The sequence below is a fragment of the Variovorax sp. Soil_C_12 genome (assembly GCF_057657375.1).
This window is the reverse complement of sequence record NZ_JBDGIO010000011.1, coordinates 134,750-157,608: the sequence shown is the minus strand read 5'-3', so window position 1 is coordinate 157,608 and position 22,859 is coordinate 134,750. Positions and strand designations below refer to the sequence as shown.

The following is a 22,859-nucleotide window of genomic DNA, read 5'->3' as shown; positions in this document are numbered from 1 at the left end:
AAGCCCGCCGAACGCGGGACGACGGAGCTATTGTGCCGCGGGCGACTGCAGCCAGTGCACGCTGAAGAGCCGCTCCGGGTCGGTCCATACCGCCGCCGGCCTGAGCCCCGCCTTCACGGCCAGCGCGTGCAGGCCCTCGACGGTGAACTTGTACGAGTTCTCGGTGTGGATGGTCTCGCCCTCCTCGAAGTCGAAGCGCTGGCCGTCCAGCCCGACGCTCTGCGCGCGGCGGCTCACCAGGTGCATTTCGATGCGGCGCAGGGGCGCGTTGTAGAAGGCCGCGTGCGTGAAGCCCTCGAGGTCGAAGTCGGTGCCGAGCTCGCGGTTGGCGCGGCGCAGCAGGTTGAGGTTGAAGGCCGCGGTCACGCCCTGCGCGTCGTTGTAGGCGGCATGCAGCCGCGCCGGGTCCTTGACCAGATCCACGCCCAGCAGCAGGCCGCCACCGCGCAGCAGGCGCTGCGCGAGCTGCAGGAAGGCCAGCGCCTCCTCGGGGCTGAAGTTGCCGAGCGTCGAGCCGGGGAAAAAGCCCACGCGCTGGCCCAGGCCCTCGCCGCGCGAGGGCAGCACCAGCGGCATGGTGTAGTCGGCCACCACGGGCTGTACCGCGAGCCGCGGATAGTCGGCACGCAGGCGCTGCGCCGCCGCTTCGAGATGCTCGCCCGAGATGTCGATCGGCACATAGCGCCGCGGCGCATGCAGCGCGTCGAGCAGCAGCCGCACCTTGGTGAGCGAGCCCGCGCCGAACTCGACGACGTCGGCGTTCGGTCCGATCTGCGCCGCGATCTCGGGGGCGCATTCGGTGAGGATGCGCATCTCGGTGCGCGTCGGGTAGTACTCGGGCAGATCGCAGATGCGGTCGAAAAGCTGCGAGCCGGCCACGTCGTAGAAGAACTTGGGCGAGATGCTGCGCGGGCTGCGGCAGAGGCCCTCGAACAGCTCGCGGCCGAAGTCGGAGAGCGGCGCTGCGCGCTGCGCGCTGCGGAAGGCATGCAGGCTCGTTGAAGGCAAGGCCATCAGAGATCCTTCGCGAGCCGCAGCCCGGAAAACTGCCAGCGCGCGGCCGGCGGGAAGAAGTTGCGGTAGCTGGGCCGCGCATGGCCCGCGGGCGTGGCCACGCTGCCGCCGCGCAGCACCAGCTGGCCGACCATGAACTTGCCGTTGTATTCGGCCGCCACGCCCGACAGTGGGCGAAAGCCCGGATAGGGGTCGTAGGAGGAGCGCGTCCACTGCCAGACCTGGCCGCTCATCTGCGAGATGCCGGGCGCGTCGTGCGCGGCCTCCCACTCGAACTCGGTGGGCAGCCGCGCGCCGGCCCACTCGGCGTAGGCGGCGGCTTCGTAGAAGCTCAGTTGCGAGACCGGCGCCTCGGGCTCCAGCGGCCGCACGCCGTGCAGGCCGAAGACGTGCCAGCCTGCGGTCGCGCCGTGATGGACGAGGCGCGGATCGTCGGGCGCGAGCCAGTACGGCGGATGGCGCCAGCCCTGCGCCTGCACCGCGGCCCAGCCGTCGGAGAGCCAGAGCTCGGGCCGCTGGTAGCTGCCGTCGGCGATGAACTGCGCGTACTCGCCGCAGTTCACCAGCCGGTCCGCGATCGCGTAGGGCTGCAGCAGAGTCGCGTGGCGCGGCGTCTCGTTGTCGAAGCTGAAGCCGCCGCCGGCATGGCCGACCTCGACCACGCCGCCCGGCCGCGAGAGCCAGCGCATCGCCGGCGCTACCGAGGCCAGCCGCAGCGCCGGCGTGGGCGCCGCGCGGTAGGCCGGCAGCAGCGGATTGCAGGACAGCGCGTGCAGGATGTCGGTGAGGATCAGCTCCTGGTGTTGCTGCTCGTGGTTCAGGCCCAGCTCGATGATCGGCGCGATCGCCTCCCAGTCCGTGTCCTCGCCGGCGCCGGCGAGCAGCGCATCGACCGCCTCGTCCACATGGCGCCGGTAGGCCTGCACCGCCTCGAGCGAAGGCCGCGTCAGCAGCCCGCGCTGCGGACGCGGGTGGCGCGGCCCCAGCGCCTCGTAGTAGGAATTGAAGAGGTAGGCGAAGGCCGCATCGAAGACGCGGTAGCCCCTCGCATGCGGTTGCAGCAGCACGGTCTCGAAGAACCAGGTGGTGTGCGCCAGGTGCCATTTGGTCGGGCTGGCATCGGGCATTGACTGGATGCACTGGTCCTCAGCCGAGAGTGGCGCCGCCAATGCAAGGCTGAGCGCACGCACCGATTGAAAACGATCGCGCAGCTCGTCCGCCGCAGGCCTGGCCGGCTGGATGAGGTTCATGGGGTCTCCATTGTGGATCGGAAGGTTTTTAGCCCATGCACGGAGGTCGGCGCCGTAGGACAAGGGCCCGCAGCGCGGCACCCGACCGCAGCGCCTGGGCCCCCGTCGAACGCGCCACTTTGGCACAAGATGCCGGGACGTGCATGGCGGCTGCGTATCATCCGGCGCATGAGTACGCCCCCCTCTTCCGGCCGCCCCAGGATCGTGATCATCGGCTGCGGCTTCGGCGGCCTCGAGGCGGCGCGCAAGCTGCAGCACGCGGCGGTCGACATCACCATCGTCGACAAGACCAACCACCACCTGTTCCAGCCGCTGCTCTACCAGGTCGCGACCGCCGGCCTGGCGGCGCCCTCGATCGCCGCGCCGGCGCGCCTGCTGTTCCGCAGCCAGCCCAACATCACCACCCTGCTCGGGGAAGCGACGCGGATCGATCCCGCCGCGCGCGAGGTGCACCTGGCCGACGGCACGCGCCTGCCCTGGGACCACCTCATCGTGGCTGCCGGCGCGACCCACAGCTACTTCGGCCACGACGACTGGTCGACCGTGGCGCCCGGCCTCAAGACCCTGGCCGATGCCTTCGAGATCCGGCGCCGCATCCTCATGAGCTTCGAGGCGGCCGAGGTCGAGCCCGACCCGGTGCGCCAGCGCGCCCTGCTCACCTTCGCCGTGATCGGCGCCGGCCCGACCGGCGTGGAGATGGCCGGCACGCTGGCCGAGATTGCGCGCCACACCCTCCGCGGCGAGTTCCGCCGCATCGATCCGCGCACGGCCGAGGTGCTGCTGATCGAGGGCGGCCCGCGCGTGCTGCAGGCCATGCCCGAGGTCCTGAGCCAGCGCGCGCTCGAGCAGTTGCAGAAGCTGGGCGTGCAGGTGCGCCTGAACGCCCGCGTGACGGCGGTCACGCCCGGCGGGCTGGAGGTGGAATCGCCCTTCAGCGACGGCGGCGCCGGCACCGGCACCCATCGCATCGCCTGCCATTGCGTGATCTGGGCCGCCGGCGTGGCCGCCTCGCCGCTGGGCCGGCTGCTGGCCGAGGCCACCGGCGCCGAATGCGACCGCGCCGGCCGCGTGAAGGTGCAGCCCGACCTCAGCCTGCCCGGCCATCCGGAGATCAGCGTGGTGGGCGACCTGGCTGCCGCCATGAGCTACCGGCCCCGCAAGGACCCCACGCCGGTGCCCGGCGTCTCGCCCGGTGCCAAGCAGGCGGGCCGCGCCGCGGCAGCGAACATCCTGCGCCGCATCGCGGGCAAGGAGACGGTCCCCTTCCGCTACCGCGACTACGGCAACCTCGCCACCATCGGGCGCAACTCGGCCGTGGTCGACCTGGGCACGCCGCTCGGGCCGCTGCGCTTCTCGGGTCGGCTGGCCTGGCTGTTCTGGCTCTTCGCGCACGCCTATTTCCTGATCGGCTTCCGCAACCGCATCGTGGTGCTGATGGACTGGGCCAGCGCCTACTGGAGCTTCCAGCGGCATGCGCGGGTGGTGGCGGAGGTGCGGGGCCGGGGCGAGTCCTGACGGGGCCGCCGATCTCCTTCGACGTCCGCCGACAGGTGGTGTACGGTGACTGAGAGGACGCCATGATCCACATCCGCGACATCGACCACATCGTGCTGCGCGTCGTCGACCTCGACGCGATGATCCGCTTCTACTGCGACGTGCTCGGCTGCACGGTCGAGCGCCGGCAGGAGGCCATCGGCCTGATCCAGCTGCGCGCCGGACGCTCGATCGTGGACCTCGTGCCCGTCGATGGCGAGCTGGGCCGCGCCGGCGGCGCGCCGCCGGGCCGGGAAGGCCGCAACCTCGACCATTTCTGCCTTCGCGTCGATCCTTTCGATGAGGCCGTGATACGCGACCATCTCGCGGCCCACGGCGTGCAGGCCGGACCGACCGAAGCGCGCTACGGCGCGGAGGGCCGCGGCCCTTCCATCTATCTCCAGGACCCGGAGGGCAACGTGGTCGAGCTCAAGGGTCCGCCCGATGGCGTCTGAACGGCTGCGCCGGCCTGCCTGCCAGGCGACACTCGCCCTCTTCCCGACTCGCCCTTTGCCCTGATGAAGATTCGCTCTTTCCAGCCCGCCGACGAAGCCGGCGTGATCGCCCTCTGGCAGGCCTGCGGCCTCACGCGCCCATGGAACGACCCGCACCGCGACATCCAGCGCAAGCTCGGCGAGCAGCCCGAGCTCTTCCTGGTCGCCACCGGCAGCGACGGCGCGCTCGTCGGCTCCGCGATGGTGGGCTTCGACGGCCACCGCGGCTGGGTCTACTACCTCGCGGTCTCGCCCGGGCACCGGCGCATGGCCATCGGCCGCGCGCTCATGCACGAGGCCGAGCGCTTGCTCATCGAGCGCGGCTGCCCGAAGATCAACCTCCTCGTGCGCTCGTCGAACGCCGAGGTCGTCGCCTTCTACCGCAAGCTCGGCTACACGCAGGACGACGTGATCAGCCTCGGACGCCGTCTCATCCACGATACATGACACAGATCGAACGCAAGCTCCAGTCGCTCGGCCTGGCCCTGCCGCCGCCCCTGCCCATGCCCGCCGGCGTGGTGCTGCCCTTTCCCTGGGTGCGCATCGTCGGCAACCGGGCCCTGGTCTCGGGCCACGGCCCGCAGAACGCCGACGGCTCGCTGGCCACGCCGCTCGGCAAGGTCGGGCGCGAGCTCACGCTGGAACAGGGCCACCAGGCGGCGCGCCTGACCGCGCTCGGCATCCTCGCGAGCCTGCAGCGCGCCCTCGGCGACCTGGACCGCATCACGGCCTGGGTGCGCGTGTTCGGCATGGTCAACGCGGCGCCGGGCTTCGACCGCATGCCCGCAGTGATCAACGGCTTCTCGGAACTGATCCTCGAGCTCTACGGCCCCGAGGTCGGCGCCCATGCGCGCAGCGCGGTCGGGCTGGCCGAGCTGCCCTTCGGCATTCCGGTGGAGATCGAGGCGGAGGTCGAATTCCGGGATTAGGCGGCGCAGAATACGTGCTCCGACCCCAGCGATCGCGGAGTACAAAATGAAGAAGCTGCCCTGCCTCGGCGCCGCCCTGCTCCTGCTTCCCGGCATCGTCTTCGCCCAGGAGCCGTGCAGGACCCGCAACACCGTCGAGATCAACCAGTGCGCCCAGCAGGCGCTGGCGCGCAAGGACAGGGAGCTCAACGCCGCCTACCAGTCGCTGATGAAGTCGCTCGAGTCCGACGGCAAGAACGAAGCCGTCGACTACGCGGGCACCCGCAGGCTGCTGCAACAGGCGCAGCGCGCCTGGGTCCAGTTCCGCGACAACGACTGCAAGGCCAAGTACATGCTCAATGCAGGCGGCACGGTGCGCGACATCGCCGCGCTCGGCTGCCAGATCGAGCACACCGAGCAGCGGACCAAGCAGCTGAGGGATTGGCTCAAGGCCTGAGGACGCGCCCGCGGGCCGCCGCTCAGTCCTTGTTCTCCGCCTCTTGCAGCAACCGCCACATCACCTTCCCGCTCCCGCTCTTCGGCAGCACATCGACGAACTGCACGGCGCGCGGGATCTTGTAGACCGCCATGTTCTCGCGGCACCAGTCGATGATCTCCTGCTCGGTGGTGTTCTTGTGGCTGGCGCGCAGCACCACCACGGCCTTGACCGATTCGCCGCGGTAGGCGTCCTTGGTGCCGATCACGCAGGCCTCCTGGATCGCGGGGTGGCGGAACATCAGCAGCTCGACCTCCGCCGGCCAGACCTTGAAGCCGCTGGCGTTGATCATGCGCTTCAGGCGGTCGGTCATGAAGAAATAGCCGTCCTCGTCCATGCGGCCCATGTCGCCGGAGCGGAAGAAGCGCTTGCCCTCGAACTCGACGAAGGCCGCCGCCGTTGCATCGGGGCGCTTCCAGTAGCCCTGGAACACCTCGGGCCCGTGGATGATGATCTCGCCCGATTCGCCGATGGGCATCTCCTTGAGCGTGTCGGGATCGACCACGCGCGCGTCGGTGCTCATGAAGGGGATGCCCAGGCACTGCTGCTTGGGGTTCTCGAACGGGTTGGTGTGCGAAGGCGCCGCGGTCTCGGTGAGTCCGTAGCCCTCCTGGTACTTGAGCCCGTACTGCTCGTACAGGCGCTGCGCCACCGCCTGCGGCATCGCGGCGCCGCCGCCGCCGATGTGGACCAGGCTCGTGAGGTCGAAGCTCGCGAAATTGGGGCTGCCCAGCAGGTCGATCACCATGGTGGGGATGTTGGTCCAGCTCGTGACCTTGCGGCGCGAGATCAGCCGGCCGGCCACTTCGCGGTCCCAGCGCGGCATGACGACCAGCGTGCCCGCGCTGATGATCACGGTGTGCAGCACGCTCACCGTGCCGGTGATGTGGAACATCGGCACCACCGCCAGCACCACCGTCTCCGACGAGGCCAGGCCCCAGAGTTGGCAGGCGTACGCGTTGTGCATCAGGCTGGAGTGATGGTGGACGCAGCCCTTGGGCAGGCCGGTGGTGCCGCTGGTGTAGGGCAGCAGCGCCATGTCGTTCGCGCCCACCTCGTGCGCGGGCGGCGCGTGGCCGGCGGCCAGCGCATCGGTCCAGGCCATGACCTCGCCGCCGGCCAGCGCGGGCAGCGGATGGCGCGTGAGCAGCCAGTCGCGCCAGGCCGGCGGCGGCGCCTCGTCGCCCTGCGCCTCGGGGTCGAAGGCATCGGTGAACTGCGTGACGATCAGGTGCGCCAGGCGCTCGCCGGGAGCGAGCGCGTCGCTGGCCTTGGCGAGCTCGGGCGCCAGGTCGCCGGTGGTGATGGCGACCTTGGCATCCGGGTCGGTGATGTAGTGCTTGAGCTCCTCGGCCCGGTTCATCGGATTGACCGGCACCACCACCGCATTGGCGCGCAGGATCGCGAAATGCGCGACCACCAGCTGCGGGCAGTTCTGCATGTCCAGCACCACGCGGTCGCCGCGCTTCACGCCCAGCGCGTGCAGCGTGCCCGCCAGCCGCTCGGCCTGCGCCGCCAGCTCGCGGTAGGAGGTCTCGCGGCCGAAGAAGACCAGCGCCGTCTTGTCGGGAAAGCGCTCGGCGGCGGTGGCGAGGTTGTGCCACAGCGAGGTGGCGGGAACGGTGAGCGAGCGAGGCAGGCGCTGCGGCCAGAACTTGAAGTGCGGACGATCCATACAGGCTCCAATGGGAGGGGCAAGCCTACGACGCCACGCCCGCCGGCCGCATCGGGGAAGCCCCGACGGCGTCACATCGGCGACTTCCCGCCGAAAGATGCTCTGTCCGGACTGGCCGACAGACAGCTGGCCCGTTCTGCCGTACAACGGCGGATCCTTTTCTTCATCCCCCACCACCGAGGAGCTCACATGGCAGCAGACAAGCGCGCAAGTGTTCATTGGGAAGGCGCCGGCAAGACCGGCAAGGGCCAGATCAGCACCGAGACCGGTGCACTCAAGGACTACCCCTACGGCTTCAAGAGCCGCTTCGAGGACGACCGCACCGGCACCAATCCCGAGGAGATCCTAGGCGCTGCGCATGCGGGCTGCCTCACGATGGCCCTGGCCTTCGCACTCGAGGGCGCGGGCTTCACCGCCACTCGCATCGACACCCAGGCCGCGGTGCGCCTGGCCAAGGATGGCCCGGGCTTCAAGATCGACCGTATCCAGCTCGAACTGGAAGCGGTGATTCCCGGCATCGACGAGGCCAAGTTCCAGGAGCTGGCAGCCGGCGCCAAGGCCGGCTGCCCGCTGTCGAAGGCGCTCGCGAGCGTGCCCGAGATCACGCTGAAGGCCACGCTGAAAACCTGAGCAAACGCTGTTTATGATCGTCCGCCCACCGAGGAGACGAACATGAACAGCAGCAGCAAGACACTGGTTGCGGCCTGGTGCCTCGCGGCCTCGGCCGCGGCCCTGGCGGCCTTTCCTGAAAAACCCGTCAAGGTCGTGATCGGCTTTCCGGCCGGCGGCCCGCTGGACCAGCACGCGCGCCTGCTCAGCGACAAGCTGCAGGCCGTGCTCGGGCAGCCGGTGTTGATCGACTACAAGCCCGGCGCCGGCGGCTCCGTGGGCGCCGACGCCGTGGCCAAGAGCCCTGCGGACGGCTACACCCTCATGCTCGCCAACACGGGCGTGGCCGTGATCAACGGCGCGCTCTACAGCAAGCTGCCCTACAACACCCTGCGCGACTTCACGCCCATCGCGCGCACTGCGATGCAGCCGCTGGCGCTGCTGGTCACGCCCAAGCTGCCCGTGAACAGCCTCGAGGAGTTCGTGCGCTATGCCAAGGCCCGCCCCGGGCAGATCAACTACGGCTCGGCAGGCAACGGCGGCATCAGCCACCTGGTGCCGGAGATGTTCAAGACCGCCACCGGTCTCTACATGGTCCACATCCCCTATCGGGGCAGCGCGCCGGCCTTTACCGACCTGATGGGCGGCCAGGTGCAGTTCATGGCCGAATCCATTCCGCAGGCGGCCAACTACCACAAGCAGGGCAAGGTGCGGGCGCTGGCCGTTACCAGCGCCGCGCGCAACCCCGCCCTGCCCGACATCCCGACCGTCATCGAGTCCGGCATCAAGGGCTTCGAGGTGGTCGGCTTCTATGGCTTTCTCGCGCCGGCCGGGACGCCGAAGGAGGTGGTCGCGAAGCTCGCCGACGCCTTCCGGCAGGTGCTGAGCAACCCGGAGGTGCGCGAGCGCATGACCAGCCAGGGCGCCGACCCGGCCTTCCTGGGCAGCGAGGATTTCGCCCGCTTCCTGGCCGCGGAAACCCCGCGCTGGGAAAAGGCCGTCAAGGCCTCGGGCGCCAGGATGGACTGATGTTGGGCATCCGGTGCGCCTGATTGGTGCACAGATCTTGCATACAAGCAGGCATGGAACCTGCTGGCATGCAGGCACATGTCCATCACCGCTCCCGAAATCAGTGCACGCATCGTCGAAGCGGTGATGGCGCAGAAGCTCGCCCCGGGCGCGCGCCTGGGCGAGCAGCAGCTCGCGATGCTGTTCGACTGCAGCCGCACCATCGTGCGGGAGGCGCTCACCCGCCTGGCGGCGCGCGGCATCGTCACGGTGAGCGCCCGGCGCGGCTGGTACGTGATCGAGCCCTCGCAGGACGAGGCGCGCGAGGCCTTCGAGGCGCGCCGCGTGATCGAGTCCGGCCTGATCCGCAGCGCCGGCCGCATCGGCAAGGACGCGCTGCGCTCGCTCAAGGCGCACCTGCAGCGCGAGAAGGCCGCGCTCAAGGGCAGCGACGTCGGCACGCGCAGCTACCTGCTGGGCGACTTCCATGTGTGCCTGGCCGAGTGCCTGGGCAATTCGCTGCTGGCCGACACGCTGCGCGACTTCACCGCGCGCACCACGCTCATCGCCATGCTCTACCAGTCCTCGCACGACGCCGCGCAGTCCTGCGAGGACCATGTGCGCATCGTCGCGGCGCTGGAGCGCGGCGACACCGCCGGCGCCGAGGCGCTGATGGTCGAGCACATCGGCACCGTTCAATCGGCCCTGCGCGTGCAGGCCCAGGCCGACCCGCTGGCCCAGCTGCGCGACGCGCTCGCACCGCTTCAGGGCACGCCGCCCGGCGCCAAGGCCAAGGCACAGCTCTTGCGTAGCCGGGGCAAGACCAAGACCCAGGCCTCCGGCGCCACCCCCTCACCCGACGATTCTTCGACTTACCTAGGAGCCCTGTTATGAAGATCTCGAAGCGCCAGTTCGCGCTGACCCTCGCCTCGGCCGCCCTGCTCGCCACCGGCGCTGCCCACGCCCAGAGCGCGCTCGACAACGTGCTGAAGTCCAAGACCCTCAAGGTCGCCATTCCCACCGACTACCCGCCCTACGGCTTCGTCGGCCCCGACATGGCGCCCCAGGGCCTCGACGTGGAGATGGCCAAGCTGATCGCCGCCAAGCTGGGCGTCAAGGCCGAGCTGGTGCCCGTCACCAGCGCCAACCGCATCCCCTACCTGCAGACCAAGAAGGCCGACCTCGTGATCTCCACGCTGGGCAAGAACGCCGAGCGCGAGAAGGTGATCGACTTCAGCGCCGCCTACGCGCCCTTCTTCCAGGCCGTGTATGCGTCCAAGAGCCTCAGCATCAAGAGCTTTGCCGACATGGCCGGCAAGAGCGTGGCCGTGACCCGCGGCGCCATGGAAGATCAGGAGCTCGCCAAGGTGGCGCCGGCCAACGTCGACTACAAGCGCTTCGAGGACAACAACGCCACCATCGCCGCCTTCGTCGCCGGCCAGACGCAGACCATCGCCACCAGCGCCGCCGTGGCCGGCAACATGATGCAGAAGAACCCGCAGCTGGGCGCCGAGTACAAGCTGCTGCTGAAGGACAGCCCCTGCTTCGTCGGCATCGCCAAGGGCGAGGACGCGCTGAAGGCCAAGGTCAACGAGATCATCGCCGCCGCCAAGAAAGACGGCACGCTCGATGCCATGTCGAAGAAGTACCTCGGCAAGGAAGCCGGCGACCTGCCGTCATGAGCCCACCCCCGTTTCTTGCTCACTTCGTGTAGCCGAATCCCCCCTCAAGGGGGCGACACCAGCGGCCCGGCAAAGCCGGTTCCGCGGTGTCTCCCGAACAGTCGCGGCGCCGCCGCTCCTCAAGGTCCGTTATGAACTTCGATTTCGGCGCAGTTCTTGTCGATTGGCCGCTGCTGGCCAAGGGCATCCTCTGGACGCTGGGCCTCACGCTCGTCGCCACGCTGATCGGCATGGCGGTGGGCATCGCCTGCGCCTGGGCCCGCGCGAGCGGGCCGGCCTGGCTGCGCTGGATCGTCGGCAGCTACGTGGAGCTGATCCGCAACACGCCCTTCATCGTGCAGCTCTTCTTCATCTTCTTCGGGCTGCCGGCGGCGGGCTTCAAGCTCTCGCCCGAGGTGGCCTCGGTGATCGCGATGGTGATGAACCTCGGCGCCTACGCCACCGAGATCATCCGCGCCGGCATCGAGGCCACGCCGCGCGGCCAGATCGAGGCCGCCGTCAGCCTGGCGCTGAACAAGGTCCAGGTGTTCACGCGCGTGGTGCTGCCGCCCGCGCTGAAGAAGGTGTGGCCCGCGATGGTGAGCCAGATCATCATCGTGATGCTGGGCTCGGCCGTGTGCAGCCAGATCTCGACCGAGGAGCTGAGCTACGCGGCCAACCTGATCCAGAGCCGCAACTTCCGCGCCTTCGAGGCCTTCATCATCGCGACCGTCATCTACCTGGCGCTGTCGGTGGCCGCACGGCGATTGCTCAACTGGGCGGGGCCGAAGTTCTTCTTCGGAAAATAGGTCGAACATGGTCGAGTTCTCCCTCTGGGACATCCTGCGCAACCTGCTGCTGGCCTTGCGCTGGACGGTAGCGCTGTCGCTCATCGCCTTCGTCGGCGGCGGCGTGGTGGGCGGCTTGCTGCTGTTCCTGCGCCTGTCGGGCGGCCGCGTTGCCGAACGGCTGATCGGTCTCTATGTACAACTGTTCCAGGGCACACCGCTGCTGATGCAGTTGTTCCTGGCCTACTTCGGCATCGCGCTCTTCGGCATCGAGGTCTCGGCCTGGACCGCGGCCTCGGTGGCGCTCACGCTCTACACCAGCGCCTTCCTCACCGAGATCTGGCGCGGCTGCGTGGCCGCCATCCCCAAGGGCCAGTGGGAGGCCTCTGGCAGCCTGGCCCTGAGCTTCGGCGAGCAGATGCGCCATGTGATCCTGCCGCAGGCCACGCGCATCGCCATCGCGCCCACCGTGGGCTTCCTGGTGCAGGTGATCAAGGGCACGGCCCTGGCCTCGGTGATCGGCTTCGTCGAGCTGACCAAGGCCGGCAGCATGATCTCCAACGCCACCTTCAAGCCCTTCGTGGTCTTCAGCTGCGTGGCCCTGCTCTATTTCGCGCTGTGCTTCCCCGTGAGCCTGTACGCCAAGAACCTCGAAAGGAAGATCCATGGCGCTCGTCGCTGAAGCTCCCGCCGCCGCTGCAGAAACCGCCGGCGGCGCGCCCATCGTCCGCATCACCGCGCTGCGCAAGGCCTACGGCAGCAACGAGGTGCTCAAGGGCATCGACCTCGAAGTCAAGCGCGGCGAGGTGATCGCCATCATCGGCAAGAGCGGCTCGGGCAAGAGCACGCTGCTTCGCTGCATCAACGGCCTCGAGGCGTTCCAGGAAGGCTCGCTCACGGTCGACGGCAAGCCGCTGCTGCACGAGAGCGCGATGGCGATGCGCGAGCTGCGGCAGCACGTGGGCATGATCTTCCAGAGCTTCAACCTGTTCCCGCATCTCTCGGTGGGCCGCAACGTGATGCTGGCGCCGACGCTGGTGAAAAAGCGCAGCAGCCTGGAAGCCGCCTCGCAGGCCCGCAAGCTGCTCACCCGCGTGGGCCTGGAGCAGAAGTTCGACGCCATGCCCGACCAGCTCTCGGGCGGCCAGCAGCAGCGCGTGGCCATCGCGCGCGCCCTGGCGATGGAGCCTGCCGTGCTGCTGTGCGACGAGATCACCTCGGCGCTCGACCCGGAGCTCGTGGGCGAGGTGCTGCGCGTGGTCGAGTCGCTGGCCGACGAGGGCATGACGCTCCTGATGGTGACGCACGAGATGAGCTTCGCGCGCAAGGTCAGCGACCGCGTGATCTTCATGCACCAGGGGCGCGTACACGAGATGGGGCCGCCGGCCGAGCTGTTCGGCAATCCGCAGACGCCCGAGCTGAAACAGTTCCTTTCGTCGCTTCACGATTGAACCATCGGGCTGTGGCAAGCTCGCAGCGGTATGCACTACCGCTCCTTCTTGCCGCCGTCCCGCCGTCTTGTTCTTCGCGCCCTGCTCGGTGGCGCCGCGTCCGCCCCCATCGCAGCGCTGGCGGGCTTCAATTTCTTCACCAGCGAATACACCGCGAGCCGTGAAGAGCTGCAGGCGCAGATCGCCAAGCGCTTCCCGGTTCAGCAGCGCTACGCCGAGATCTTCACCGTCGCACTGCGCGATCCGCAGTTGGGCCTGGACGCCGCCGCCAACCGCGCCGCGATCACGGCCGTGCTGAGCATCGCGAGCCCGCTCCTGCGGCCGTCGACGGTCGAGGGCGTGGTCTCGGTCAGCAGCGCGCTCAGGTACGACGTACCGGCCCGCGCGCTGCGGCTCGACCAGCCCAAGGCCGAGCGGCTCGAGCTGCAGGGCGTGACCGGGCGCGATGCCGAGCGCCTGCAGCAGATCGGCGCGGTGGTCGCGCAGGAGCTGCTGCGCGACCAGCCGCTGCGCACCTTCACCGCCGAGGAACTGACGGTGGGGCGCAAGACCTACGAGATCGGTGACATCACGGTGCAACAGGACGGCATCAAGGTTCAATTGAAATGAAGCTCATCCACTGCGCACCCTGGCTGCTCGCTGCATCGCTGCTCACGGCATGCTCGGCGCTCGCGCCCGCTCCGAAGCGCGACTTCGACCTCCAGGCCCACCGCGGCGGCCGCGCGCTCGCGCCGGAGAACACGCTGGCCGCCTTCGACAACGCGATGGAGATGGGCGTGACCACGCTCGAGCTCGACATCGGGCTCACCGCCGACGGCGTGGTGGTGATCTCGCACGACACGGTGCTCAACCCCGAGCACACGCGCGATGCGAACGGCGCCTTCCTCACTGCCAAGGGCCCGGCAATCCGCGCGCTGACGCTCGCGCAGCTGCAGACCTACGACGTCGGCCGCATCGACCCCGCCACCCACTACGGCAAGCAGTTCGCCCTGCAGGTGCCGCGCGACGGCGAGCGCATCCCGACGCTGGCCGCGCTTTTCGAGCGGGTGCGCGCACGCGGCGCGGCGCAGGTGCGCTTCAACATCGAGACCAAGCTGGACCCGAGCCGGCCCGAGGAAACCGCAGCGCCGGACCCGATGGTGCGCGCGCTGCTGGCCGAGATCGACAAGTCCGGCATGGGTCCGCGCGTGACCGTGCAGAGCTTCGACTGGCGCACGCTGGCGCTGGTCGGCCAGTGGGCGCCGCAGTTGCAGCGCGCCTATCTCACGACCGGCCGCACGCTCAGGGACCCGCGCTGGACCTCCGGCCTGCGGCTCGAGGACTTCGGCTCGGTGCCGCGCCTGGTGAAGGCCGCGGTCGGCAACAGCCCGGGCCCGGTGATCTGGTCGCCGGCCTTCGCCGACCTCACGGCGGCGCAGGTCCAGGAGGCGCAGGCGCTGGGCTTCCAGGTCGTGCCCTGGACGGTGAACCAGCGTGCCGACATGGCGAGGCTGATGGACTGGAAGGTCGACGGCCTCATCACCGACGACCCGGCGCTGCTGCGCGACCTGATGCGCGAGCGCCGCATGCCGCTGCCGGCGCCTGCGAAGCCCTGAGCGTTCTTGCGGCAGCGATGCTAGACGTGGCGCGTGGCCCGCGTCCCGCGCGCCTCGCCCGAGGGCTGTGCATCGGCGCGCGCATGCAGCGTCTCGATGATGTGGCATTGGGCATCGCTGCCGTCGCAGCAGTCGCGCAGCGCGATCAGGTCCTTCTCGAGCGAACGCAACTCGCACAGCCGCTCGCGCACGTGGCCCAGGTGCGTGTCGAGCGCCACGCTGGCCGCGGCGCAGTCGGCCTTGCTGCGCAGGTCCAGCCCGAGCAGCGCGCGCACCTCGTCCAGCGACATGTCCATGGCGCGGCACAGGCGGATGAAGCGCAGCCGATGCACGTCGGCATCGGTGTAGAGCCGGTAGCTGTTGTCGCCGCGGGCCTGCGGTGCGACCAGGCCCTCCTTCTCGTAGTAGCGGATGTTGGTGGCGCTCAGGCCGCTTCGGGCGGCGGCGTCGCCGATGCGGTAACCCTGGTCCGAGGGCAGGTTTGCGACAGGCATGGGTTGACCTTCCAGTGACTTCAACCTTTCCAATGCTGCCATCACTGGAGAAACCATGTCTGCGAGCTGCTGCGAACACGATCACGACCACGAACACCTCACGGCCTCCGACACCCCGCGCTACCGGCGCGTGCTGTGGGTGGCGCTGGCCCTCAATGCGGCGATGTTCGCGGTCGAGATCGGCGCCGGCTTCCGTTCGGGCTCGGTCTCGCTGCTGGCCGATGCGATCGACTTCTTCGGCGATGCGGCGAACTACGGCGTGACGCTCGCCGTGCTCTCGATGGGCCTCGCCTGGCGCGCCCGCGCGGCCGTGCTCAAGGGGCTCAGCATGGTGGGCTTCGGCCTCTTCGTGGCCGGCAAGACCCTGTGGTCGGCGATGCAAGGCGTGCCGCCCGAGGCCTTGACCATGGGCCTGGTGGGCACGCTCGCGCTGGGGGTGAACGTGGCGGTCGCCCTCATGCTCTACGCCTTCCGCGAGGGCGATGCCAACATGCGCAGCGTCTGGCTGTGCTCGCGCAACGATGCCATCGGCAACGTGGCGGTGATGCTCGCAGCCCTCGGCGTCTTCGGCACCGGCTCGGCCTGGCCCGACCTGGCGGTGGCCGCGGTGATGGCGGCGCTGGCGCTCAGCGGCGGCTGGTCGGTGCTGCGGCAGGCGCGCGGCGAGCTCGGCCGCACTGATGCGGGCCGGGCGACGCGGGCCTGAGCCGCCTGGCCGCTCCCCTGGCGAACAGCACCACCGCCGAAGGCGAAGGTACGCCAGTGAGCCGCTTGGGCCGGCGGTTCCATAATCGTCGGCGATGTCCCATCAGCCCTCCTCTCCTTCCTCTTCCCCGGCGCCGCGCGCGGGCGCCATCACCGACGTCGCCGGCATCGAGGTCGGCCATTTCAGCGACCCGCGCCGGCCCACCGGCTGCACCGTGATCCTGGCGCGCGAAGGCGCGGTGGCCGGCGTGGACGTGCGCGGCGCCGCGCCCGGCACGCGCGAGACCGACCTGCTCGCGCCCGGCAACTTCGTCCGGCAGGTGCATGCCGTGATGCTCGCGGGCGGCAGCGCCTGGGGCCTGGCGGCGGCCGAGGGCGCGATGCGCTGGCTGGAGGAGCGCGGCGTCGGCCTCGACGTGCGCTTCGGCACGCTGCCGATCGTGCCGGCGGCCGTGCTCTTCGACCTGCCGCTCGGCGACGCGCGCATCCGGCCCGATGCCGCGGCCGGTTACGCGGCCTGCGAGGCCGCGTCGAGCGCAGCCCCGGCAGAGGGCAATGTCGGCGCCGGCAGCGGCGCGCTGGTGGGCAAGCTCTTCGGCGTGCATCGCGCGATGAAGGGCGGCATCGGCACCGCGTCTGTCACTGTCAATGGCGTGACGGTCGGCGCCCTGATCGCCTGCAACGCGCTGGGCGATGTGCTCGACCCCGACACCGCGCAGGTGGTGGCCGGCGCCCGCACCGAGGATGGCCGCGCGCTGCTCGACACCCGCCGCGCCTTGCTGCGCGGCGAGTTGCCGCAGCCGCTGCTGGCGGGCACCAACACCACGCTGGGCGTGGTCGCCACCGACGCCCGGCTCACCAAGGTCCAGGCCAACCGCCTCGCGGCCGTGGCCCACGACGGCCTGGCGCGCGCGATCAACCCGGTGCATACGATGAGTGACGGCGACACACTCTTCGCGCTCGCCACCGGGCGCGTTCCGCTCGAGGGCGACGCGCCGGGGATGACGGTGCTGGGCACGATGGCGGCGGAGGTCGTGGCGCGGGCGACGCTGCGGGCGGTGCTGGCGGCGCGCACGGTGCGGGTTGCGGGGACCGTGTTTCCGAGCGCGTCGGAGCTGGGGTAGACGCACTTCTCGAACGTCGGGCACGGCCGCAGGCCAGAAATGTGGCGGGGCGGGGCAGACCCTCCCGATCACGCGGCGACGCAGTTCGCTCAACGGGCGCGCGAATCGGCTTTGTTCGAGTTTCCTCAGCGAGAGCGTGCGGACCAAAAGCGAACGCCCTTTCGGGTCATTTCGCCCCGAAACGCTCCTTGCTCAGGCATGTGCAGCCCCGCAGCGGACTTCACGGCCACACCGGCGCGCCGTCCAGCCCCGCCGTCTCCGGTAGGCCGCACATCAGATTCGCGTTCTGCACAGCCTGGCCGGCCGCCCCCTTGCCGAGGTTGTCCACAACGCCCATCGCAATCACAAGGTTGCGCTCCGGATCGGCGGCGTAACTGACGAACGCAAGGTTCGAGCCGGTGGCCCATTTCGTGTGCGGCGGTTTGTCCGTCACGCGGACGAATGGCCGCCCGGTGTAGAACTGCCTAGCCGCGTCGAAGCATTTCTCGCTCGTCACCCGGCCGCGGCAGTAGATCGTCGCGAGGATGCCGCGGGTCATCGGTACGAGGTGGGGTGTGAACACCAGCCCGGCCGAGTTGCCCCCGCCGCTCAGGCGCCTGATCGTCTTCTCAATCTCGGGCATATGGACATGCTTGAGCAGGCCGTAGGGCGCCAAGTCCTCGTTCACGTCGGCGTAGCTGAACTTGTTGTCGCCGCTGCCCCGGCCGGCGCCGGAGACGCCGGTCTTGACGTCGATCACTATGTTGCTCGGCTCGATCAGTTTGTCGGCCAGCAGCGGTGCCAGCGCGATGAGCGAGGCCGCGGGGAAGCAGCCGGGGTTGGCGATGCGGCTCCTGCCCTTGATCTGCTCGGGCCACACGTCGGCCAGGCCGTAAGCCCAGCCCTCGGAATAGCGATGGTCACCACCGATGTCAACGATCTTCACTTCCTTCGGTACGCACGCCAGTGCGTCGGCCGAAGCGCCGGTCGGCAGCGACGCGAACAGCACGTCGAGCTTCGGCAGTGCGCTCGGGTCCCACTTCTCGATCACAAGATCGGCCAGCTTGGCCGGTGCGCCAGGAAAGCGGTCGCAAAGTCGGCTACCCGCACTGCCATCGCCAGCGGCATAAACCAGTTCGAACGACGGGTGGCTCGCGACGAGGCGCATCGCCTCACCGCCGCCGTAGCCGCTGATCCCGACGATGCCGACGCGAATACTCATGGTGCTGCTCTGTCGCTGGTGTGAGCGGCAAAGTGTAGTGGAGCCCAGTCACCCACAGGCAGCTGAGGCCTGGGGTTCGTCGTAGGCGGAGCGTCTGCGGTTCAGGCTGCAATCGGACGCTCCATGAAGACGGATCACACGCCCATCGCTTCCGAGTTGGGTTAACCGCTCTCGATTGCCGACATCAGGTACTCATCCACATAGCGTCCCTCGAGGGCGAGCGAGGCGCGACGCAGCCCTTCGACCTGGAAACCGGCGCGAAGGCACAGCGCGACGGCGCGCAGGTTGATCGTGGGCACCGTCAATTCCAGCCGGCGGATGCCCTGCTCGCGGCTCCACGCCACGGCGGTCTCGATCAGGCGCGAACCGATGCCGCAGCCCCAGTGCGCTTGCGCCACACCGAGGGCAAGCGCAGCGGCATGACGAAGCCGCTGCAGATCGTCGCCGATGGCGGCCAGGGTACCGACCAGCGCCCGCCCTTGCTCGGCCACCAGGATCAGCGAATGGGATCGAGCGCTGAACAGGCGAATGCGCTGCGCCTCGTCCCGCGCGGAGTGACGACATTCCGAAGGCTCCAGCAGCATGAAGGGCGTCTCGGCAGCGAGCCAGCGACGCAACCGCAGCAAGCGAGCCGCATCGCCAGGCACCGCAGGACGAATGATCACGTCGGGCACGCCTTCCAGGTCAGCCGACCTTCCGAGCCCCGATCGATCGATCGCCTAGAAACGACCGGATCCTCGCAGCCCAGATCGGCATCGCATCGGCATTGGAGAAGATGTCGTGCGGATCGCCGCGATAGATCGGCACTTCGGAGAACTCGGCCGTACCGCCCGATGCTTTGAAAAGCCGCAGGCACTCGGCAACGAGGGGTGCGGGAAACACCACGTCATTCGGAGAATAGAGCCACAGCGTGGGCACTGATACTTCCGAACCGAATCGGGAGAAGGAAGAGAGCAATTCCTGCGGATAGCAATCCCTGGCCATCGGCCCTCTCAGTCGCCTGCCTCCGGAAAAATTGATCACGCCCAGTACCGCGGGACCGATTCTTGCCGCCGCCGCAAAGGACGCCAGCGCCCCCGCGGAGACCCCAAGCAGGACGATCGCGTCCGGTCTCGTGTATGGAAGCGACTGCAGATGTCGTACTGCGGCGTCGATGTCCTTGGCCTCCTCCCACGCCGTGCGATGGATGTCACAGGAAAAGGAAGGCATGCCGCCTTCGGACTGGCCGTAGCCGCGTCGCATCGGAATCGCAACGACAAAGCCGGCTGATACGAAGAACCGCGCTTGCGAGACAGGCCTCGCGCGCCGGAGCAGCGCTGCCTGGCTCTTGTTGGCAGGGACACCATGGTTCATCAGGAGGACCGGGAGCCTGATGTCGATGGTCGGCGGACGCATCAGCGTCATTTCCAATTGGTAGTCGACATCACCATCCACCAGCGGAAAGCGGATCACCTCCTCGATGAGTTCATCCGACTGCGCCAAGGGCTGTGCTGCGGCTCTTAGGGCACTCACCGACGCCGCGGCCAGGAGGATCTTTCGGCGGAGTTCGCTCGCCATCGACATTGCAGCCCTTTACCACCGCATGCGGGACGAAGTGGCGTCAATACCCGAACAGTTTGGCAAACAGGCCAGGGTAGTTCGGGATGTCTACACTGTCCCCTCCAGAGGCGCAGTCGCCGCAATCCCCCGGCCCGCACCCTCCACCATCGTCACCCCCCGAAACGAAGTGCAGCTCACTGGGAGCAAGTTCACGAAAAGACCAAGCATTCAGCTTGGGCTGGCCTACCATGTCGATGAAGGACATGTTCAGTTTCCCTGTCGAGTTCATGTCTATGCCTCTGCGGGCACCGCCAACGGCAGAAGCTCATCATCGGGTGTCTGCCGCGTCACAAACTGTATTCAGGCCGAGTGAGTTCATCCATACCCCCGATCGGGTGTATTGACGACCTCATGGGCCGCTGCTAGTGGCGTTGTGCTCAGGAGATGAAGCCATTTCATTCGTCGAAACCAGGTGCGCCAGTTCGGTCCGATTCCTCACCTCGAGTCTGCGCATCAGCAATGAGAGCCGATGCTTGACGGTCTCAGCACTCTTTCCGAGTTGTCTTGCGATCTCCTTGTTGGTCTTCCCACGCAGCAAGAGGTCGACGATTGCCCGCTCGGTAGGCGCGAGCGTCAACGTGCGAGTTGCCACCGATGTGGGAGGGCCGGGGCGCGCTTGAGCTTGATAGACACGCCTCAATGCAGCATGCAGGTGCGGCATCACCACCTGCTGGAGCACACGGCCTTGCGTCTCCATGCCCGAGTTCACGTTGTAGAAGGCCGCCGAGGTCAACAGCAATTGATCCCCTTCGCCGTCGCAATATGCAAGACCCAGCACGTTGCGCCACCCGGCGAATCTGAAGTTGCCTCGCCATGCGGGATCGAAGTCTGTGCGCTCATCGTCGACGTCAAAGAACTCCGGGTCGCCCGTACGCATCAGGCGTGTGAGGATCGGGCTGCGCGCATTGCCACCCACGCATGCGATCTTCGCCCTGTACGCCGACGGCACACCGAAACTCCATGCCTGGATCGCGGTGTAGCCGCCAGAGTGAGCGACCGACTGCCCGCAGAGCATCGCCGCATGGGGCAGAACGGCCCGAACGGGCCCCTGCGCCCACACCGTCAGCGTTTCTGCATCGACCACGCGGCGCGCGGTGCTCTCCAGAAGGTCTTTCGACGTTTCGGTTTTCATTTTTTGAGCCGCACGATGACTTCACCCATGGAGACGGGTGCAGTGCAGCAGATGGATCACACGCCCCATCGCTTCCAGGGTCTGCGGACGATGGGCGATGACGATGCGCGTGATGTCCAACTGCCGCACCGCGCTGTTGACCACGCTTTCGGTCACGGTGTCCAAATGGCTCGTCGCTTCGTCCAGCAGCAAGATCCGCGGGCGCTTGTAAAGCGCCCGTGCCAGCACGACCCGTTGGCGCTGACCACCCGACAAGGCGCTTCCCATGTCTCCGACAGGGGTGCTGTAGCCCATCGGCATGCGGGCAATCTCGTCATGCACGGAAGCCAGCCGCGCGACCTCTTCGATGCGAGCGTGATCGGGCTGGGCATCGAACAAGCTGATGTTCTCGGCGATCGAGCCGGCGAACAGGCGATCGTCCTGCATGACCACGCCGATCTGCTCACGGTAGTGCCACAAGCCGAGCTGCCGAAGCGGGACGCCACCCACGCTGACGCTGCCCTCCTGCGGCTCCAGTTGTCCCAGCATGACCTTGAGCAAGGTCGTCTTCCCGCAGCCCGAAGGTCCTGCGATCGCCACCGATTCGCCGGGCTCGATCTTCAGGCTCACATCCTTCAGGATCCAGGGATCGTCCGGCGCGTACCGAAAGCTGACATTGCAGAGCTCGATGGAAGCGGCAATGCCTTCCTGCGAACGATGAAGGGCAGCATCGCGCACCGATTCTGGCTCGGCCAACACGATGTCGGCGAGCCGCTCGGTTTGCAAGCCCAGCATCTTGAACGACAGGAGCTGGTCGACCAGGGCCGACGCCCGACCGACAAACTGCGTCCTGTAGCCCAGGAACGCGATCAGCATGCCGACCGACAGCTGGCCACCCAGGACGAGCCTCGCACCCAGATACAGCACCGCGGCGTTCTCCAGCACCATCAGCATGGCGTTGAGCGCGTTGAAGAACATCATCTGCCGCTGCACCGTCAACCCTGCATTGGTGCTCGCGACCGCGAGGTTCATGTACCTGCGCTGCCGGTCTTCCTCGCGGTTGAAGAGCTTGAGCACCTGAATGCCGCGCACGCTTTCCATGAAGTGACTCTGCTGCTTGGCCGAGCGCACGATCTGCTCCCCGCTGGCACTGCGCAGCGCGCCGTAGCGCAGGACGCGAATCAGGGTGTAGAGCAGAACCACGCCGCTGGCGACTGCCGCCAACTGCGGGCTGTAGAACAGCATGACGATCAAGGTGATCGTGGCCATGATGCCGTCGACGACGACCCCCACCATGCCGCCGGTCAGCGCTTGCTGCAGTGCGCCGATGCTCCCGAAGCGCGAGACGATATCGCCCAGGTGCCGCTTCTCGTACCAGGCCATGGGCAGGTGCAGCAGATGCGCGAAGCTGCTGCTCGTCCATTGCAGATTCAGTGTGGTCGTCAGGTGCAAGAGAACCTTTGCGCGCACCCAGCCGGCCGCAACCTGGAAGCTGCCCACGAGCACCAGGCCCGCGATCAGCACCGCGAGCAGGTCCGCATCGCCGGAGACCAGGACGTCGTCGATCACCCATTGCGAGAAGAAGGGCAGCACCAGGCCAAACGCCTCCAGCGCGGCTGCGAGAACGAGCACCTGCACCAGCGAGCGGCGCAGACCGCGCGCCCTTGCGAGAAGCGTACCGAGCCGCAATTGCTGCCGCTCTTTCCGTGGCTTGAACGAGAGGCCCGGAACCATCTCCAACGCGATGCCCGTGAACGAGCGCCCCGCCTCATCGTGCGTCAGCGTTCGCGAGCCGTGTGCGGGGTCCAATATGTCGATGGACTCACGACGCACACGCTGTAGCACGACGAAATGCTTGAGGTCCCAGTGCAGGATGCAGGGTGTTTCCAGCTTGTCCAGATCTTCCAGGCCGAGCCGCAAGGGTCGGGTTTGAAACCCCAGTGCCTCGGCGATCTTCATCAAGTGCGCCAGCGTGGCGCCCTTGAGAGAAACCGCGTACCTGGCACGCAAGCTCGGCAGATCCGTGTCGTAGCCGTGGTAGCCAGCCACCATCGCCAACGAGGCCAGGCCGCACTCGGCGGCCTCGGTCTGCAGGACGAGGCGCAGCTTGCGGCCGAAGCCGAACTGAAGACCTTCGAGCATC

At 68.2% G+C, this 22,859-nt stretch carries 25 protein-coding genes; 16 read left to right on the top strand and 9 right to left on the bottom strand.

Annotated features, from left to right (window positions below):
• Nucleotides 1-27: 27 nt before the first annotated feature.
• Both egtD and egtB read right to left on the bottom strand, forming a co-directional pair.
• Complete coding sequence (gene egtD / locus AC3A6X_RS25865) at nt 28-1,014, bottom strand: L-histidine N(alpha)-methyltransferase (RefSeq protein WP_487844862.1); 987 nt, start codon at nt 1,012-1,014, stop codon at nt 28-30.
• On the bottom strand, nt 1,014-2,264 hold the full coding sequence (egtB, locus tag AC3A6X_RS25860; protein WP_487844861.1) for an ergothioneine biosynthesis protein EgtB: 1,251 nt from the start codon (nt 2,262-2,264) through the stop codon (nt 1,014-1,016). Before egtB ends, egtD begins: the two co-directional genes overlap by 1 nt.
• Before the next feature lie 168 nt (nt 2,265-2,432).
• On the opposite strand from egtB, the gene AC3A6X_RS25855 reads away from it, so the two are divergent.
• The 5 genes from AC3A6X_RS25855 to AC3A6X_RS25835 all read left to right on the top strand — a co-directional run bounded on the left by AC3A6X_RS25855 (nt 2,433) and on the right by AC3A6X_RS25835 (nt 5,656).
• On the top strand, nt 2,433-3,779 hold the full coding sequence (locus AC3A6X_RS25855) for an NAD(P)/FAD-dependent oxidoreductase (RefSeq protein ID WP_487844860.1): 1,347 nt from the start codon (nt 2,433-2,435) through the stop codon (nt 3,777-3,779).
• Nucleotides 3,780-3,841: 62 nt separating this feature from the next.
• The gene (locus tag AC3A6X_RS25850) at nt 3,842-4,252 is read left to right on the top strand and encodes a VOC family protein (RefSeq protein ID WP_487844859.1); all 411 of its coding nucleotides are present in this window, start codon (nt 3,842-3,844) and stop codon (nt 4,250-4,252) included.
• Nucleotides 4,253-4,315: 63 nt separating this feature from the next.
• On the top strand, nt 4,316-4,738 hold the full coding sequence (locus AC3A6X_RS25845; protein ID WP_309964117.1) for a GNAT family acetyltransferase: 423 nt from the start codon (nt 4,316-4,318) through the stop codon (nt 4,736-4,738).
• Entirely contained in the window at nt 4,735-5,220 is a 486-nt protein-coding gene (locus AC3A6X_RS25840; RefSeq protein WP_487844858.1) for a RidA family protein, read from the top strand. Before AC3A6X_RS25845 ends, AC3A6X_RS25840 begins: the two co-directional genes overlap by 4 nt.
• A gap of 46 nt (nt 5,221-5,266) precedes the next feature.
• Nucleotides 5,267-5,656 (top strand): lysozyme inhibitor LprI family protein, encoded by a 390-nt coding sequence (locus tag AC3A6X_RS25835; RefSeq protein WP_487844857.1) that lies wholly within the window; start codon nt 5,267-5,269, stop codon nt 5,654-5,656.
• A 22-nt stretch (nt 5,657-5,678) separates the two neighbouring features.
• Here the strand turns inward: AC3A6X_RS25835 and AC3A6X_RS25830 are convergent, their stop codons facing one another.
• Complete coding sequence (locus AC3A6X_RS25830) at nt 5,679-7,370, bottom strand: long-chain fatty acid--CoA ligase (protein WP_487844856.1); 1,692 nt, start codon at nt 7,368-7,370, stop codon at nt 5,679-5,681.
• Nucleotides 7,371-7,559: 189 nt separating this feature from the next.
• On the opposite strand from AC3A6X_RS25830, the gene AC3A6X_RS25825 reads away from it, so the two are divergent.
• The 9 genes from AC3A6X_RS25825 to AC3A6X_RS25785 all read left to right on the top strand — a co-directional run bounded on the left by AC3A6X_RS25825 (nt 7,560) and on the right by AC3A6X_RS25785 (nt 14,482).
• The gene (locus AC3A6X_RS25825; protein ID WP_162574215.1) at nt 7,560-8,000 is read left to right on the top strand and encodes an OsmC family protein; all 441 of its coding nucleotides are present in this window, start codon (nt 7,560-7,562) and stop codon (nt 7,998-8,000) included.
• 42 nt (nt 8,001-8,042) lie between these two features.
• Nucleotides 8,043-9,008: a Bug family tripartite tricarboxylate transporter substrate binding protein gene (locus AC3A6X_RS25820; protein WP_487844855.1), complete on the top strand. Its 966-nt coding sequence runs from the start codon at nt 8,043-8,045 to the stop codon at nt 9,006-9,008.
• 78 nt (nt 9,009-9,086) lie between these two features.
• Nucleotides 9,087-9,881, top strand: a complete 795-nt coding sequence (locus AC3A6X_RS25815) for a GntR family transcriptional regulator (protein ID WP_487844854.1) — start codon at nt 9,087-9,089, stop codon at nt 9,879-9,881.
• Entirely contained in the window at nt 9,878-10,669 is a 792-nt protein-coding gene (locus AC3A6X_RS25810; RefSeq protein WP_487844853.1) for a transporter substrate-binding domain-containing protein, read from the top strand. The genes AC3A6X_RS25815 and AC3A6X_RS25810 overlap by 4 nt, the downstream gene beginning before the upstream one ends.
• 131 nt (nt 10,670-10,800) lie before the next feature.
• On the top strand, nt 10,801-11,457 hold the full coding sequence (locus AC3A6X_RS25805; RefSeq protein ID WP_487844852.1) for an amino acid ABC transporter permease: 657 nt from the start codon (nt 10,801-10,803) through the stop codon (nt 11,455-11,457).
• A gap of 7 nt (nt 11,458-11,464) precedes the next feature.
• Complete coding sequence (locus AC3A6X_RS25800) at nt 11,465-12,118, top strand: amino acid ABC transporter permease (protein ID WP_309964092.1); 654 nt, start codon at nt 11,465-11,467, stop codon at nt 12,116-12,118.
• Nucleotides 12,102-12,887: an amino acid ABC transporter ATP-binding protein gene (locus AC3A6X_RS25795; RefSeq protein WP_487844851.1), complete on the top strand. Its 786-nt coding sequence runs from the start codon at nt 12,102-12,104 to the stop codon at nt 12,885-12,887. Before AC3A6X_RS25800 ends, AC3A6X_RS25795 begins: the two co-directional genes overlap by 17 nt.
• 30 nt (nt 12,888-12,917) lie before the next feature.
• Entirely contained in the window at nt 12,918-13,496 is a 579-nt protein-coding gene (locus tag AC3A6X_RS25790) for a DUF1439 domain-containing protein (RefSeq protein ID WP_487844850.1), read from the top strand.
• Nucleotides 13,493-14,482: a glycerophosphodiester phosphodiesterase gene (locus tag AC3A6X_RS25785; protein ID WP_487844849.1), complete on the top strand. Its 990-nt coding sequence runs from the start codon at nt 13,493-13,495 to the stop codon at nt 14,480-14,482. The genes AC3A6X_RS25790 and AC3A6X_RS25785 overlap by 4 nt, the downstream gene beginning before the upstream one ends.
• 20 nt (nt 14,483-14,502) lie before the next feature.
• On the opposite strand, the gene AC3A6X_RS25780 is transcribed toward AC3A6X_RS25785, so the two are convergent.
• On the bottom strand, nt 14,503-14,976 hold the full coding sequence (locus tag AC3A6X_RS25780; RefSeq protein ID WP_487844848.1) for a Cd(II)/Pb(II)-responsive transcriptional regulator: 474 nt from the start codon (nt 14,974-14,976) through the stop codon (nt 14,503-14,505).
• A 55-nt stretch (nt 14,977-15,031) separates the two neighbouring features.
• Here AC3A6X_RS25780 and AC3A6X_RS25775 point away from each other — a divergent pair, with 55 nt between their 5' ends.
• Both AC3A6X_RS25775 and AC3A6X_RS25770 read left to right on the top strand, forming a co-directional pair.
• The gene (locus AC3A6X_RS25775) at nt 15,032-15,682 is read left to right on the top strand and encodes a cation efflux transmembrane domain-containing protein (RefSeq protein ID WP_487844847.1); all 651 of its coding nucleotides are present in this window, start codon (nt 15,032-15,034) and stop codon (nt 15,680-15,682) included.
• 94 nt (nt 15,683-15,776) lie between these two features.
• Entirely contained in the window at nt 15,777-16,805 is a 1,029-nt protein-coding gene (locus tag AC3A6X_RS25770; protein WP_487844846.1) for a P1 family peptidase, read from the top strand.
• A gap of 220 nt (nt 16,806-17,025) precedes the next feature.
• Here AC3A6X_RS25770 and argC read toward each other — a convergent pair whose 3' ends face one another.
• From argC to AC3A6X_RS25745, 5 genes are all read right to left on the bottom strand, one after another.
• Complete coding sequence (gene argC, locus AC3A6X_RS25765; RefSeq protein WP_487844845.1) at nt 17,026-18,006, bottom strand: N-acetyl-gamma-glutamyl-phosphate reductase; 981 nt, start codon at nt 18,004-18,006, stop codon at nt 17,026-17,028.
• Between the two features lie 161 nt (nt 18,007-18,167).
• The gene (locus AC3A6X_RS25760; RefSeq protein ID WP_487844844.1) at nt 18,168-18,680 is read right to left on the bottom strand and encodes an N-acetyltransferase family protein; all 513 of its coding nucleotides are present in this window, start codon (nt 18,678-18,680) and stop codon (nt 18,168-18,170) included.
• Nucleotides 18,681-18,690: 10 nt separating this feature from the next.
• Nucleotides 18,691-19,563, bottom strand: a complete 873-nt coding sequence (locus AC3A6X_RS25755) for an alpha/beta hydrolase family protein (protein ID WP_487844843.1) — start codon at nt 19,561-19,563, stop codon at nt 18,691-18,693.
• A gap of 391 nt (nt 19,564-19,954) precedes the next feature.
• Nucleotides 19,955-20,737 (bottom strand): LuxR family transcriptional regulator, encoded by a 783-nt coding sequence (locus AC3A6X_RS25750; protein ID WP_487844842.1) that lies wholly within the window; start codon nt 20,735-20,737, stop codon nt 19,955-19,957.
• 21 nt (nt 20,738-20,758) lie between these two features.
• Nucleotides 20,759-22,858: a peptidase domain-containing ABC transporter gene (locus tag AC3A6X_RS25745; protein ID WP_487844841.1), complete on the bottom strand. Its 2,100-nt coding sequence runs from the start codon at nt 22,856-22,858 to the stop codon at nt 20,759-20,761.
• Nucleotide 22,859 lies beyond the last annotated feature (1 nt).